The organism is Thermophilibacter gallinarum (assembly GCF_014982725.1).
In the GTDB taxonomy this organism is placed as follows: Bacteria; Actinomycetota; Coriobacteriia; order Coriobacteriales; family Atopobiaceae; genus Thermophilibacter; species Thermophilibacter gallinarum.
Genome location: NZ_JADCJZ010000002.1, coordinates 390,677 through 405,270, shown reverse-complemented (window position 1 = coordinate 405,270; position 14,594 = coordinate 390,677). Strand labels below are relative to the sequence as shown.

Annotated in this window: 15 protein-coding genes; 12 read left to right on the top strand and 3 right to left on the bottom strand. The window is 66.3% G+C overall.

Annotated features, from left to right (window positions below; translation table 11 throughout):
• From INF26_RS05770 to nagA, 5 genes are all read left to right on the top strand, one after another.
• Nucleotides 1-801, top strand: a complete 801-nt coding sequence (locus tag INF26_RS05770; RefSeq protein ID WP_193529825.1) for a PTS mannose/fructose/sorbose/N-acetylgalactosamine transporter subunit IIC — start codon at nt 1-3, stop codon at nt 799-801.
• Nucleotides 791-1,870: a PTS system mannose/fructose/sorbose family transporter subunit IID gene (locus tag INF26_RS05765; protein WP_193529823.1), complete on the top strand. Its 1,080-nt coding sequence runs from the start codon at nt 791-793 to the stop codon at nt 1,868-1,870. The genes INF26_RS05770 and INF26_RS05765 overlap by 11 nt, the downstream gene beginning before the upstream one ends.
• 152 nt (nt 1,871-2,022) lie before the next feature.
• On the top strand, nt 2,023-2,751 hold the full coding sequence (locus tag INF26_RS05760) for a GntR family transcriptional regulator (RefSeq protein WP_193529821.1): 729 nt from the start codon (nt 2,023-2,025) through the stop codon (nt 2,749-2,751).
• 28 nt (nt 2,752-2,779) lie between these two features.
• Complete coding sequence (gene agaS, locus INF26_RS05755) at nt 2,780-3,946, top strand: SIS domain-containing protein (protein WP_193529819.1); 1,167 nt, start codon at nt 2,780-2,782, stop codon at nt 3,944-3,946.
• Nucleotides 3,947-4,014: 68 nt separating this feature from the next.
• On the top strand, nt 4,015-5,169 hold the full coding sequence (nagA, locus tag INF26_RS05750) for an N-acetylglucosamine-6-phosphate deacetylase (protein ID WP_193529817.1): 1,155 nt from the start codon (nt 4,015-4,017) through the stop codon (nt 5,167-5,169).
• 261 nt (nt 5,170-5,430) lie between these two features.
• Here nagA and lacB read toward each other — a convergent pair whose 3' ends face one another.
• The 3 genes from lacB to INF26_RS05735 form a co-directional block, all read right to left on the bottom strand.
• Nucleotides 5,431-5,952 (bottom strand): galactose-6-phosphate isomerase subunit LacB, encoded by a 522-nt coding sequence (gene lacB, locus INF26_RS05745; RefSeq protein WP_167930402.1) that lies wholly within the window; start codon nt 5,950-5,952, stop codon nt 5,431-5,433.
• Nucleotides 5,953-5,974: 22 nt separating this feature from the next.
• Nucleotides 5,975-6,403: a galactose-6-phosphate isomerase subunit LacA gene (lacA, locus tag INF26_RS05740; RefSeq protein WP_193529815.1), complete on the bottom strand. Its 429-nt coding sequence runs from the start codon at nt 6,401-6,403 to the stop codon at nt 5,975-5,977.
• 124 nt (nt 6,404-6,527) lie between these two features.
• Complete coding sequence (locus INF26_RS05735; RefSeq protein ID WP_193529813.1) at nt 6,528-7,292, bottom strand: DeoR/GlpR family DNA-binding transcription regulator; 765 nt, start codon at nt 7,290-7,292, stop codon at nt 6,528-6,530.
• Between the two features lie 286 nt (nt 7,293-7,578).
• Here INF26_RS05735 and INF26_RS05730 point away from each other — a divergent pair, with 286 nt between their 5' ends.
• The 7 genes from INF26_RS05730 to INF26_RS05700 all read left to right on the top strand — a co-directional run bounded on the left by INF26_RS05730 (nt 7,579) and on the right by INF26_RS05700 (nt 14,578).
• Nucleotides 7,579-8,016, top strand: a complete 438-nt coding sequence (locus tag INF26_RS05730; protein ID WP_193529811.1) for a PTS sugar transporter subunit IIA — start codon at nt 7,579-7,581, stop codon at nt 8,014-8,016.
• A gap of 78 nt (nt 8,017-8,094) precedes the next feature.
• The gene (locus INF26_RS05725; protein WP_193529809.1) at nt 8,095-8,583 is read left to right on the top strand and encodes a PTS system mannose/fructose/N-acetylgalactosamine-transporter subunit IIB; all 489 of its coding nucleotides are present in this window, start codon (nt 8,095-8,097) and stop codon (nt 8,581-8,583) included.
• 72 nt (nt 8,584-8,655) lie between these two features.
• Nucleotides 8,656-9,465, top strand: coding sequence for a PTS mannose/fructose/sorbose/N-acetylgalactosamine transporter subunit IIC (locus INF26_RS05720; RefSeq protein WP_193529808.1), 810 nt, complete (start codon nt 8,656-8,658; stop codon nt 9,463-9,465).
• Nucleotides 9,465-10,298 (top strand): PTS system mannose/fructose/sorbose family transporter subunit IID, encoded by an 834-nt coding sequence (locus INF26_RS05715; protein ID WP_193529806.1) that lies wholly within the window; start codon nt 9,465-9,467, stop codon nt 10,296-10,298. Before INF26_RS05720 ends, INF26_RS05715 begins: the two co-directional genes overlap by 1 nt.
• Nucleotides 10,299-10,370: 72 nt before the next feature.
• Nucleotides 10,371-11,870 carry a sulfatase gene (locus tag INF26_RS05710; protein WP_193529804.1) on the top strand — a complete coding sequence of 500 codons (1,500 nt, stop codon included), beginning with the start codon at nt 10,371-10,373 and terminating at the stop codon, nt 11,868-11,870.
• A 90-nt stretch (nt 11,871-11,960) separates the two neighbouring features.
• On the top strand, nt 11,961-13,052 hold the full coding sequence (locus INF26_RS08620) for a radical SAM/SPASM domain-containing protein (protein WP_193529803.1): 1,092 nt from the start codon (nt 11,961-11,963) through the stop codon (nt 13,050-13,052).
• Nucleotides 13,053-13,090: 38 nt separating this feature from the next.
• The gene (locus tag INF26_RS05700) at nt 13,091-14,578 is read left to right on the top strand and encodes an arylsulfatase (protein ID WP_193529801.1); all 1,488 of its coding nucleotides are present in this window, start codon (nt 13,091-13,093) and stop codon (nt 14,576-14,578) included.
• Nucleotides 14,579-14,594 lie beyond the last annotated feature (16 nt).

Genomic DNA, 14,594 nt, shown 5'->3' with positions numbered 1-14,594 from the left:
ATGGAGGTCTCAATCGTCCAGATTGCTCTCATCTTCATCGTCACGTTTATCGCGGCTATCGACCAGTTCGACCTGCTCGAGTCGCTGTATCAGCCGATCGTGACGGGTCCCATCGTGGGTGCCATCCTTGGCAACGTCGAGCTCGGTCTCGTCGTTGGTGGTACCTATCAGCTCATGACCATCGGTAACATGCCGATCGGTGGCGCCCAGCCGCCCAACGCGGTCATCGGTGGCATCATGGCGGCCATCTTCGCCTGCACGCTCGAGAACGTCGACGCCAACGCCGCCGTCGCCCTCGCCATCCCGTTCGCCCTTCTCGGCCAGTACGGCGTGACGCTCTTCTTCACGCTCCGTGCCCCGCTCCTCGAGTTCTTCCGTGGCTGCGCGGTCAACGCCGACACCAAGGGCATCACGAAGTGGACGGTCGTCTCCGAGGTCATCCTCGGCCTGATCTTCGCCTTCATCGTCACCCTGTTCTTCATCGGCGGCCAGACCTTCGGCCAGACCATCGTCGACGCCATCCCCGCGTGGCTCAACACCGGTCTGTCCCAGGCGGGCAACATGATGAAGTTCGTCGGCTTCGCCATCCTGCTCAAGATCATGATGAGCCGCGACATGTGGGGCTTCTTCTTCATGGGCTTCGGCCTCGCCCTCATCGCGACCAACGTTGCGGCCATCTCCGGCCCCGCCCTGCTCATCCTCACCCTCATCGGCTTCGGCTTCGCCTTCTGGGACTTCCAGCAGCAGACCGAGCTGAAGGGCGCTGTCTCTGATGGAGGTGACTTCACCGATGGCATCTAAGACTGAGTTCGAGGTTCCCGCCCAGTACGAGGACCTTACCCCGGCTCCTAACGTGGACCAGAAGACGCTGAACCGCATGGCTCTGCGCTCCTACTGGCTCCAGTCTTCGTTCAACTACGAGACCATGCAGTCCGGCGGCTGGCTCTTCGCCATGATCCCCGGTCTCGAGAAGGTCCACACCAACAAGAACGACCTCGCTGCGTCGATGTACCACAACCTGGACTTCATCAACACGCACCCGTTCCTGGTGACCTTCGTCATGGGCATTGTTCTCTCCCTCGAGCAGAACAAGGTTGACACCCAGACGATCCGCGCCGTCCGCATCTCCGCTGCCTCCCCGCTCGGCGGCATCGGCGACGCCCTGTTCTGGCTGACGCTCGTGCCGATCACGGCCGGCATCACCTCGAACATGGCCATCGACGGCTCCATCGCCGCTCCGTTCATCTTCCTGGTGATCTTCAACATCGCCCAGGCTGCGTGCCGCTTCGGCCTCATGAACTGGTCCTACAAGGTCGGTACGAGCGCCATTGACGCCCTTACCGCCAACATGCAGGCCTTCACCCGCGCCGCCTCCATCCTCGGCGTCTTCGTCGTCGGCGCGCTGACGGTCACCATGGGTGCCACCCAGATCAACCTCACGATCCCGAACGGCACCACCCGTGGCCTCTCCGCCACCACCGTGGTCGTCTCCAACGAGGAGGCCGAGAACTTCGCCGACCTCGCCGTTGACACCGAGACCGCTGAGGCTGGCTCCCTCGCCATGACCGACATGGAGGGCAACCCCCTCACCGCTGCCGACGCTGATGGCAACGCCGTCACCACCGGCATCGTCGACCTCGGCAACGGCATGAGCCAGGTCACCTACGGCACCGTCACCGAGTCCCCGGTCAGCTACTCCGTGGCTTCCACCCTCGACTCCGTGATGCCCAAGCTCGTCCCGCTGGCCCTCGTGCTTCTGCTCTACTACCTGTTCGCGAAGCACAACTTCACCCCGATCAAGGGCATTGTCCTGCTCTTCGTTCTCGGTGTTCTGGGCTCCGGCTGCGGCCTCTGGCCGAGCATCTGGTAGTTCGCTCTACCTGAAGGGGGGCGCGTGGACTTTCCGCGCGCCTCCCTTCTCTCTCTACCCGGTGGGTATGTCTGGACCGCGTGGGGCAGATGCCGCACGGACTGTCCGTCTCACGCTCTGGGCATATCGAATGACGAGCTGAAGGGGGGCGCATGGCAACGACCTCGAGAAAGCAGCCGCTCTACGACCAGCTCGTGGACCTCCTTCGCGAGAAGATCGAGAACGACATGGAGCCGGGCGACCTACTGCCCTCCGAGCGAGAGCTCTCGGAGCGCTACGGCCTGTCGCGCACCACGGTTCGTCTCGCCCTCAAGGAGCTCGAGACGATCGGCCTGATCAGCCGCAAGCACGGCAAGGGCACCTTCGTCTCCGACTCGTCGCGCGAGGCAACCAACCTCATGGGCGCCTACAGCTTCACCGAGCAGATGCGCGGGCTCGGGCGCGTCCCCAAGACCGTCATCCTCGAGTTCGAGGCTCTGGAGGCCACCAAGAGCGTCGCGGAGCACCTCCGCCTGCGCCTCGGCGACCGCGTCTTCCGCATGCGCCGCCTGCGTCTCGCGGACGACGTGCCGATGATGGTCGAGCGCACCTACCTCCCCGAGCGCCTCTTCGCCGGCCTCACCCGCGCGGAGCTCGCCGCCCATTCGCTCTATGACGTCATGGAGCAGACCTACCACGAGAAGATCCGTCAGGCCGATGAGGAGTTCTACGCGAGCATCGCCCGCGGCTCGGACGCCGCCGACCTCGGCATCGCCGAGGGGGCCCCGGTGCTGGAGCTCGTGCGCACCACCTACAACGTTAAGAACATGGTCGTCGAGTACACGCACAGCGTGGCCCGCGCCGACCAGTTCAAATACAAGGTCACACACCTTAGAAGCTAGGCCTGCGGGCCTGGGGAAGGGAGCAGGTATGTTCGAGAAGGACGTGGAGACCCTCACCGGCATGGGGGCGCAGATCACCACCGCCGAGATCAAGCAGCAGCCGGAGCTCTGGCGCGACACGCTTGAGATTTACAAGGCCAACCTCGACGCCATCACGGCATTTCTCGCCGAGGCGCGCGCCATGGGCGAGGGTCGCCTCTCCGTGGTGTTCACCGGCGCCGGCACCTCCGACTACGTGGGCGACACCGTCGCTCCCTACCTGCGCCACGCCGGCGACCGCTCGCTCTATGACTTCAAGCCGATCGCCACGACCGACATCGTCTCTGCGCCGCGCGACTTCCTGAACCCGGACGAGCCCACCGTGCTCGTCTCGTTCGCCCGCTCCGGCAACAGCCCCGAGTCCCTGGCTGCCGTGGAGATCGCCGGCAAGTTCGTGAAGAACGTCCGCTTCCTCAACATCACCTGCGCCCCCGAGGGGCGCCTCGCCGTCGAGTCCGCGGACGACCCGCGCGCCCTCACGCTGCTCATCCCGCGCGCCAACGACAAGGGCTTCGCCATGACCGGCTCCTACAGCTGCATGACGCTGCTCTCCACCCTCATCTTCGACTCCGCCTCCCTCGACGAGAAGGCCGCCTGGGTCGAGCAGATCGCCAAGATGGGCGAGGAGGTCGTCGCCCGCGAGGACGAGGTCGCCGCCTTCCTGGCCGGTGACTTCAACCGCGTGACCTACCTCGGCTCCGGCTCCTTCGTGGGTCTTGCCCAGGAGAGCCAGCTCAAGATCCTCGAGCTCGCCCACGGCCTCGTGGCCACCTCCTGGGACAGCTCCATGGGCTACCGCCACGGGCCCAAGTCCTTCGTCGACGACAAGACTCTCGTGTTCGTCTTCATGAACAACGACGAGTACACCCGCCAGTACGACCTCGACATCCTGAACGAGATCGGCGGCGACAAGATCGCGCAGAAGACCATCGCCGTCCAGCAGGACTGTGGCCCGGTCTTCGACGGCGAGTCCTTCACCTTCGCCGGCTACGATGCGCTGCCCGAGGGCTACCTCGCGCTGCCGTTCGTCATGGTCGCGCAGACGGTGTCGCTGCTCAACTCCGTGCGCGTGGGCAACACCCCCGACACGCCGAGCCCCACCGGCACCGTCAACCGCGTGGTCAAGGGCGTCACCATCCACCCGTTCGAGGCGTAGGCGCGGACACTGACTGACTCGGTCGGCCCGGGGAGCCTCCCCGGGCCGTTCTCCAAGGGGGAATCGCAATGAGCACGTTCGCCATCAAGGCTGAGAAGTTCGTCCTCCCGGGCGCCGTCATGCAGGGCGGCTACCTCACCATCGCCGACGGCAAGTTCGTGGGCTGGTCCGAGGAGGCCCCCGGCTGCGAGATCCACGACCTCTCCGGCTGCATCGTGGGCCCGGGCCTCGTGGACACGCACATCCACGGCTTCTATAACCACGCCACCACCGACCGCGATCCCGCGGGCATCGACGCCTCGAGCGTCGAGCTGGCCCGTCGCGGCACCACCTGCTGGCTGCCCACCACGTTCACCGAGTCCGTCGACCAGATCGCGGACTCCTGCTCCGCCATCGCCGCCGCCGACGAGGGTCGTGACGAGTCCTTCACGGGCGCGCGCATCGGCGGCATCTACCTCGAGGGCCCGTTCTTCACCGAGGCCCACGTGGGCGCCCAGAACCCGGTCTACCTGATCGACCCGAGCGTCGAGACGTTCGACCGCTGGCAGGAGTGCGCCGGCGGCCGCATCGTCAAGAGCGCCCTCGCGGCCGAGAAGGACGGCGCGCCCGAGTATTGCGCCGCCCTCGACCAGCGCGACGTGGTCACCTGCATCGGCCACTCCGACGCGCACTACGACGAGGTTCTCGCCGCCGTCAACGCCGGCGCGAGCTGCTTCGTCCACACCTACAACGGCCAGCGCGGCCTGCACCACCGCGATCCGGGCGTCGTGGGCGGCGCGATGACCACCAACGGCACCTACGCCGAGGTCATCTGCGACGGCAAGCACGTCTCGCCGGCCGCCCTCAAGGCCCTGGTCACGGCCAAGGGCTGGGACCACACGGTCCTGATCACCGACTGCCTCGGCTGCGGCGGCATGCCCGAGGGCGAGTACATGTCCGGCGGCCTGCCCGTGGTCATGCGCGGCGGCCTATGCTACCTGCGCGACGGCGACTCCATCGCCGGCTCGGTCCTCACGCTCGCCGAGGGCGTCAAGAACGTCGTGGACTGGGAGGTCGTGACCGCCGAGAAGGCCATCCGCATGGCCGCCGAGGTCGCCGCCCGCTCCGCCCACATCGAGGAGCGCTTCGGCTTCATCAAGCCCGGCCGCGACGCCGACCTCACGGTCTTCAACGCCGACATGACGCTCGCCGCTACCTACGTGGGCGGCACGCTCGTCAAGTAGCGTCGGGCACATACGCCGCACGAACGCGCGGCCGGGAAGCGAGGCGCCTCCCGGCCGCGCCGCCATGTCGAGCGTCGCCATGCGAGAAAAGCGGGCCGTGTACCGGTTTGGACCCGCGGTGCGCAGAAAAGCCGCCCTGTGTACCGGTCTGCGCCACGGCAACCGGTACACGCCCCGGCTTTTCTCGCACCGGGTCGAAGCGCAAAAAAGCCCCGGTCGCGTGACCGGGGCTGAGACGGGCGGGAAGGGCGAGAGGGACGACTAGTCGTGGTACTCGCCGCGGTCCCACTTCTCGATGAACTCGTCGAAGAAGTGCGGGTCGGCCTGTGCCTCGGCGTCGCAACCGGCCTCGACGGCGTCGATCTTGGCGACGAGGGCATCGCGCTCGGGCGTGGGCTGGTAGCTCGCGGCGAGGAAGGCGTCCACGATGTCGGCGATGAGGAACTCGCCGGTGATCTTGCCGCCGAAGCCGATGACGTTGGCGTTCAGGCACTCGCGCGCATGGACGGCAGTGGACATGTCGCGGACGAGCGCGCAGCGGGCGCCGGGAACCTTGTTGACGGCGTTGGTGATGCCCACGCCCGTGCCGCACATGACGACGCCGGCGTCGGCCTCGCCGGAGGCGACCTTCTCGCCCACGGCCTTGCCGTAGATCGGGTAGTGGGTGCGCGCGTGGTCGTAGGTGCCGCAGTCGATGACGGTGTGGCCGCAGGCCTTGAGGTGGTCAGAGATGGCCATCTTCTCGTTGGTGACGATGTGATCGCAGCCGATGGCGATGATCATGGTTGTTCTCCTTGTCTCGGCCCTAGGCCATCTTGTTGAGCATGTCCACGCGGATCTGGTGGCGACCGCCGGCGTAGGGCTCCGAGAGGAACTCGCGCACGATGCCGCGGGCGATGGCGTCGCCCACGACGGCGGAGCCCATGGTGATGAGGCGCGCGTTGTTGTGCTGGCGCGTCATGAACGCGGAGCGCTCGTCGGAGCACTCGCAGGCGACCATGCCCTTGACCTTGCAGGCGGCCATGTAGGAGCCGTCGCCGTAGAGGTCGAAGGCGAAGCCCAGGCTGTCGGGGTTCTCGAGAAGGTCGTGCGCGACGGCGAGCGTGGAGTCCACGCAGTCGGCGGCCGGCTCCTCGCTCTTGTCGACGACCTCGTGGCCGAGCTCGGTCAGGTAGGCCTTGACGGTCTCCTTGAGCGGCATGCCCTCAGCGTCGGATCCGATGACGATTCTCATGCGTGCATCCCTTCTCGCGAAACTGCGATACGAACAAACACAAGCCAAATTTAGAACAATTCCGAACATTGTGGGGCGAGAAACGCAAGAATGACGGGGTCCGGCGGAAACGACCCCGCGGGCGTCACAGGATGACGTTGCAGTAGGTGCGCAGGGACTCGAGGTACTCCTCGCCGACCGCGGGGTCGGTCACGACGATGTCGTCGGGCATGAGGTCGTGGAAGGCGTAGAACCCGAGCATGTCCATCTTGCTCCAGTCGGCGAGGATGAGGTGCTCGCGGGCGCGCTCGAGCGCGATCTGGTAGAGGCGGCCGGCGTCGAAGTACGAGGTGTAGAGCGAGCCGTCCCGGATGCCGTTCACGCCGATGAACGCCTTGTCGAAGCCGAGCGAGGAGAGCGCGCTCTCCGCCAGGGCGCCCATGAAGGTGCCCGAGTGGTGGCGGTACGCGCCGCCGATGAGGATGATCTCGCGCTTGTCGCCGTCGGCGAAGAGGTTGAAGATCGGGAGGCTGTTGGTGACGACGCGCAGCGGGACGTTGGGGAGGTTCTGCGCCACGAGCTCCACGGTGGTGCTCGAGCCCAGGAAGATCGTGTCGCCCTCCTGCACGCGCGACGCGGCGAGCTCGGCGATGTGGGTCTTCTCGTCGATGTGGAGGAGCTGGCGCTCGAGGTGGGAGGGCTCGCATATGAGCGGGCGGCCGAGCGTGGAGTCGGTCGTCTTGGCGCCGCCGCGGAAGCGCACCAGGCGACCCTCCTCGGAGAGCTCCGTGAGGTCGCGGCGCACCGTCATGTCCGAGACGCCGAGAATCTCGGCGATCTCGCGCACGGTGACGGTGCCGCGGGCGCGGCACATCTCGACGATCGTGTCGTGTCGTTCGGTCTTGAGCATCGCGGGCTCGCTTTCTCTCCGTTATAGGATAGCGGGACCGCGCGTCTTTTGAACACGAGAGCGAACAGAAGCGCTCGCGCTCGCCGATAAATCCTGACCGCCCACGGCCGCTGCGTCACCAAACCGTCAAATCTCGGGCGAGTTCGCACAATCAACGGCTATAGTTCAAACGAACAAAAACAAACAAATTGTCACGTAAGAAGTTCGTATTTGTGAGAGGGTTGTGTGCGGCAGCGTCCGACCCTCTCTCGTTTTGAACCGGTACGTGGTAGAAGGGGAGAGCAGCATGAGGGTTGGCGTTATCGTTGCGAGCCACGGCGAGTTCGCGAGGGCGGCGCTGGGCAGCGTCGAGATGGTCGCCGGCCCCCAGGAGGACGTCCGCGCCCTCGCGCTCACGGCGGACAAGTCGGCCGAGACGTTCGAGGGGGAGTTCGCGCAGGCATACGCCGAGCTCAAGGCGGACTGCGACCTCATTGTCACCATCTGCGACATCCACGGCGGCACGCCGTTCAACGTCATCTCCCGCAGCATCCTCAAGGGCATGGACATGGTCGCCTTCACCGGCCTGAGCCTCCCCGTGCTCATCGAGCTCCTCCTCTCGCGTGACACGGCGTCCAGCGCCGATGAGATCCGCGAGCTCATCGAGGCTGCCCACGCCCAGACCCTCGCCGAGATCAAGGTCGAGATGGCCTCGGACGGCGACGAGGACGACCTCGACCTCTAGGCACGCGGCCCCGCGGCGGGGAAGGGATCGCCCGGGGCGAAGGCACTGCACGGAAGCACGCGAGAAAGGGAGAAAGACATGCCACTCAAGCTCGTAGACATCGACGACCGCCTGATCCACGGCCAGCTCGCCTCCACCTGGATCCCCGACAACGGCATCGAGTCGGTCATCATCGTTGACGACAAGGTCGCCAACGACCCCGTCCAGAAGTCCGTGGCGGGCCTCGCCGTCCCCAAGGTCAAGGTCTCCGTCTTCGGCGTGGACAAGTTCATCGACGTCCTCAAGAAGACCGAGCTCAAGAAGGTGACGATGGTGCTGTTCACCAACCCCGTCGACGCCCTCAAGCTGCGCGAGAACGGCCTCGAGTTCAACTACCTCAACGTCTCCGGCATGCGCTTCAACGACGAGCGCACCCGCCTGCACAAGAACATGTCCGTCACCCCCGCGGAGCGCGAGGCGCTCGAGAAGCTCATGGCGATGGGCGTCGAGTGCTGGATGCAGCCCACCACGCGCGACCCCAAGGTCGCCGTCTCCGACCTGCTCTCCGGAGCGCACGCGGAGGCGTAGTTTCCCAGCCAGCCAGTCCGGCGCGGAGAGGGCGCGCCGTCGGCAGGACGTTAGTCGATAGAAGGAGGAGAAATGATCCAAGCACTGCTGCTTGCCATCTGGGCGGGTCTTTGTACCTGGGACCAGTATGGCCCGCACCTCGGATTCAGGAAGCCGCTGCTCGCCTCTGTGGGCGTCGGCATCATCCTTGGTGACATGACCACTGCCATCATGATCGGCGCCACCATGGAGCTCATGTGGCTCGGCGTCAACAACATCGGCGCCTACGTGCCGCCCGATGTCATCTCCGGCACCATCGTGGGCGCTGCCCTCGGCATCATGTCCGGCGGCGACTCCGCGAGCGCCATCGCCCTGGCCGTGGCCATCGGCATCCCGACCGCCACGCTCGTCCAGCAGCTCAACATCCTCGTGATGACCACCAACATCACGTTCCTGCACGGCGCCGACAAGGCTGCCGAGAGCGGCGAGTTCAAGTCCATCAACAAGTACTTCTGGTGCGGCGCCGTGTGCTTCTTCCTGACCCGTGCCATCCCGGTCTTCATCGCCACGGGCATCGGCTCGTTCGTGGTCGAGGACATCATGACCTTCCTGCAGAACCAGGTGCCCTGGGTCCTCTCGGCCTTCTCGACCGCCGGTGGCGTCATGCCCGCCGTCGGCCTTGCGATGCTGCTGACCATGATGATGAAGAAGAACATGTGGATCTTCCTCATCTGCGGCTTCGTGCTCGCCGCCTTCCTCAAGGTCCCGACGATCGGCATCGCCCTCGTGGCCGCCGCGGCCGCCGGCTTCTACGACTTCGTCGTCGAGAGCGGCAAGAAGGCCCAGGCCACCGCAGCCGTTGCAGCCCCTGCCAGCGACGAGGACGAGGAGTATGATCTCTAATGGGTAAGATTTCTAAGAAGACGCTCAACAAGGTCCTCCTCAGGACCCAGGGCTGCCAGTTCGCCCACAACTACGAGCGCATGCAGTCCCTCTCGCTCACCTACTGCGTCTCGCCGGTCCTCGAGGAGCTCTACAAGGACGCCCCCAAGGAGCTGCGCGTCAAGGCGATGCAGCGCTATCTCGAGTACTTCAACACGCACCCCATCGCCATCCCGTTCATCCTCGGCATCGCCACCGCCGTCGAGGAGAACACCGACGAGGAGCACAAGGACACCGTCACCGCGATCAAGACCTCGCTCATGGGCCCCTTCGCCGGCATCGGCGACTCGCTGCTCAACCTCACCTGGTTCCCGATCGCGGGCTCCATCGGCGCCTCGCTGTGCGTCGCCAACGGCAGCATCCTCGGCCCGATCGTGATGTTCCTGCTCATCAACCTGCTCTACTGGCCGCTCAAGTACTTCGGCCTGCACAAGGGCTATGAGTCCGGCATGTCGCTCGTCGACAAGTTCGGCGTCGAGGTCTTCGACCGCCTCGGTGACGCCGCCAACGTCCTCGGCGTCATGGTCACCGGTGGCCTCATCGCCACGACGGTCAAGCTCTCCACCGCCATCGAGTTCGCCTTCGACGAGGGCGACCCGCTGGTGCTCCAGACGCAGCTGGACTCCGTCCTGCCGTGCCTGCTCCCGATCATCGTGACCTTCATCTGCTACCGTCTGCTGAAGAAGGGCCAGGGCAAGAACTCCGCCCAGATCATCCTCGGCATCATCGCCGTGTTCCTGGTGCTCTTCGCCCTGAACTACTACATCCCCGGCTTCCCCAAGATCTTCGCGTAAGAAGCCGCCCTTTCTCGGCGCCCCGCCCACCCCTCTGGGCGGGGCGTCTTTCCATAGCTAGGAGGAGCAGCAATGAGGACCGTTCTCGTTCTGATGGACACCCTGCGCCGCGACGCGCTCTCGTGCTACTGCCCCGAGAGGGGCGCGCGCACCCCCAACCTCGAGGCCTTCGCGCAGGACTCCGTCGTCTTCGACAACCACTGGATCGGCTCCGCTCCCTGCATGCCGGCCCGACGCGACATCATGTGCGGGCGCTACAACTTCCTCGAGCGCCCCTGGGGCCCGATCGAGCCCTTCGACGTGACGCTCGTGGACAGCCTGCGCGCCGGTGGGGTCTACACCTGCATCAAGACCGACCACTGCCACTACGCCCGCACGGGTGGCGAGGGCTACCTCCAGCTCTTCAACACCTGGGAGCTCTTCCGCGGCCAGGAGGGCGACCCCTGGATCAGCCGCATCGACGAGCCCGACAACATGCCCGAGACCTTCTACGGGCGCGTGCGCGAGCAGTACCAGAAGAACCGCGAGACGTGGCCCAACGAGGAGGACATGCCCTCGCCCAAGACCTTCCGCGCCGCGTGCGACTTCATCGACGAGAACGCCGGTGACGACGACTTCTTCCTGATGGTGGAGGCCTTCGACCCGCACGAGCCCTTCGATGTGCCCGACAAGTACATGGAGGAGTACGGTGGTAACGACGGGCTGGACCGCGACTACTTCGAGATCCCGCCCTACAAGCGCGTCTCCGACACCGACATCCCCCAGAGCGCCGTCGACTACGTGCAGCGCCGCTACAAGGCGCTCGTCACGATGACCGACCACTGGTTCGGCACCCTCGTCGACAAGCTCAAGGAGAAGGGCGTGTACGAGGGCACGACGATCATCGTGACCACCGACCACGGCTACTTCCTGGGCGAGCGCGACTACCTGGGCAAGAACTACATGCATCTCTACAACGAGCACGCGCACCTGCCGCTCATCGTGAAGTACCCCCACGGCGAGCGCGCCGGCGAGCGGGCCCATCAGCTCACCCAGGCGATCGACATCATGCCCACGGTGCTCGAGGCGCACGGCTGCCCCGTGCCCGAGACCGTCATGGGCACCTCGCTCATGCCGCTCGCCACGGACGCCGACGCCCCCACGCGCGACTACGCGCTCTTCGGCGTGCACGCCATGACCGTCAACGTGACCGACGGCCGCTACACCTACTTCCGCGCGCCGGTTCCGGGCAACCGGCCCTGCTACGAGTACGCGGCCATCCCTCACACCATCCGCAAGAAGATGGGCACGGACTGCGTCGACCAGATCGAGATGGGCCGCTTCCTCTCGTGGACGGACTACCCGGTCTACAAGTTCCCGTGCACCAAGCCCGCCAACATCGACCAGCGCGAGGACTGCCTCGAGGAGGTCCACGAGTCCAAGCTCTTCGACCTGGAGATGGACTACGGCCAGACCCACGACCTCGTGGGCGAGAACGAGGCCGCCGAGCAGCGCATGATCGAGCTGCTCAAGCGCGGGCTCACCGAGCACGCCGCCCCGGCCGAGCAGTTCGAGCGCCTCGGCCTCGCGTAGGCGGGAGCCGGGTGTAAGCTCTTCTCGACCGAAGATAGGCGGCCCCGTCCAGGCGACGTCCGGGCGGGGCCGCGCCCTCGAAAGGCAGCCGTGAAGTACGTCAGCTTCCTCATAAAGCCGGCTTCGAGCGCCTGCGACATGCGGTGCTCGTACTGCTTCTACCGCGACGTCGCAGACCACCGTGCGCACGCGGTGCGGGAGCGCATGAGCGAGAGGACCATGCGCGCGCTGATCGACCGCGCGCTCGGCCTCGGTGACGACGCGCAGGTCACCTTCGCCTTCCAGGGCGGAGAGCCCACCCTCGCCGGCCTGGACTTCTTCCGCGCCTTCACGGCCTACGTGGGCGAGCGCCGTACCAACCAGACCGTGAGCTACGCGCTGCAGACCAACGCCCACACGCTCACGCCCGAGTGGGCCGCCTTCTTCCGCGAGCACGACTTCCTCGTGGGCGTCTCGGTTGACGCCTACCGCGAGCTCCACGACAGCCTTCGCAAGGACATCGCGCTCGGCCCCACGCACGCGCGCGTCATGGAGTCCGTGGGGATGCTGCGCGAGGCCGGCGTGGACTTCAACGTGCTCACGGTGCTCTCGGCCCAGCTTGCCCGGCACCCGCAGCGCGTCTTCAAGTTCCTGACGCGCGAGAAGATCGACTACGTGCAGTTCATTCCCTGCCTCGCCGGCTTCGACGGCGAGGGGGCCGAGTACGCCCTCACGCCCCGCGCGTTCTTCTCGTTCTACCGCACGTTCTTCGACCTGTGGCTGCGCGAGGTCCAGGCGGGTCGCTACTTCTCGGTGGGGCTCTTCGACAACGTCATGCAGATGAGCCTCGGGCAGTACCCGCAGGCGTGCGGCATGCTCGGGCGCTGTGCCCCGCAGTTCGTGGTCGAGAGCAACGGGGACGTCTACCCGTGCGACTTCTTCGCGCTGGACGAGTGGCGCTGCGGCAACGTGTGCGAGGACACGCTCGAGGAGATGGCGACGTGCGAGACCATGCGCGCGTTCCTCGCCGAGCCGCGCCGGGAGTGCTCCGCGTGCGCGGACTGCCCCTTTGAGGGCATCTGCCACCGCAACTGCAAGCGCCTGAACGCTGCGTACTATGATGAGGATTACTGCGGATATCGCGCGTTTCTCGAGCACGCCTACGACGGGCTGGCCCGGGCGGCGCGCATGCTCGCAGGCTAGGACGCGGGTCATCCCGCGAGAAGGGCAGGGGAGGAGCCATGCCAAGCGTTGTCACGGACGGTCTGGAGAGCGCCCGTCCCAACGTGGTTCTGATCATGTGCGACCAGTTCCGGGGGGACTGCCTGGGGTTCGACGGCCACCCGGACGTCAAGACGCCGTACCTGGACACGCTCGCCGCGCAGGGCACGTACTTCGAGAACGCCCACGTCGCGTGCCCGAGCTGCATCCCGGCGCGCGCGTCGCTGCTCACGGGCACCACGCCCGCGACCAACGGCCGCGTGGGCTACCAGGACGGCATCCCCTGGCGCTACGAGCACATGCTGCCGGAGGAGCTCGGAGCGGCCGGCTACCAGACGGCGCTCGTCGGCAAGATGCACGTGCACCCGCCCCGTCTGGGCTGCGGGTTCCAGCACATGCGCCTGCACGATGGCTACATCGGCTTCTACCGCAAGGCCAACCGCCCGCACTGGATGCACCAGGACGTCTCTGACGACTACCTGCGCTTCCTTCGCTCCGAGCTGGGACCTGCGGCGGACGTCAACGGCACCGGCGTCGAGAACAACTCCTGGATCGCCCGCCCATGGGTCTACGAGGAGCGCCTGCACCCCACCAACTGGGTCGTCGACGAGTCCATCCGCTTCCTCGAGACGCGCGACCGCACGCGCCCGTTCTTCCTCATGGCGAGCTTCGTGCGCCCGCATCCGCCCTTCGACCCGCCCGCGGCCTACTACCAGAGCTACCTGGACCGCGAGCTGCGCGAGCCCGCGCACGGCGACTGGGACGACGTCGAGGCCACCGAGCGCGACGGCATGATTTTGGACAGCGTCCACGGCTGCCGCGACGCCACGCTGCGCCACGAGGCCATGGCCGGATACTATGGCTGCATCACGCACCTGGACCACCAGATCGGCCGCCTGATCACGGCGCTCGAGAACGACGAGACGTACGAGAACACCGTGGTGATCTTCACGGCTGACCATGGCGAGATGCTCTTCGACCACAGCTCCTTCCGCAAGGTGCTGCCCTACGAGGGCTCCACGCGCATCCCCTTCATCGTGCGCGTGGGCTCCAAGGTCCTGCCCGGCGGGCGTCCGACGCCCCGCCGCTCCGACGCGGTCGCCGAGCTCATGGACGTCATGCCCACGCTGCTCGACCTCGTGGGCGCGCCGGTACCTGCGTGCGTGGAGGGCTCCTCGCTCAAGGGCGAGATCACGGGCGAGCACCCGCTCGAGCGCGACTACCTCCACGGCGAGCACTCGGGCAGCCGCGAGCAGTCCAACCAGTACGTGGTGACCAAGCGCGACAAGTACGTCTGGTTCACGCAGACGGGCGTCGAGCGCTACTTCGACCTCGAGCACGACCCGCGCGAGGAGCACGACCTCGCCGGCGACCCCGCCTGCGCGGAGCGCATCGCCGAGCTGCGCGCGATCCTCGTCGAGGAGCTGCGCGACCGCGAGGAGGGCTACGTCCAGGACGGGAAGCTCGTGGTGGGCAGGACGCCCAAGACCATGCTCGAGAGGAACTAGGGCGCCGAGAGCGGCG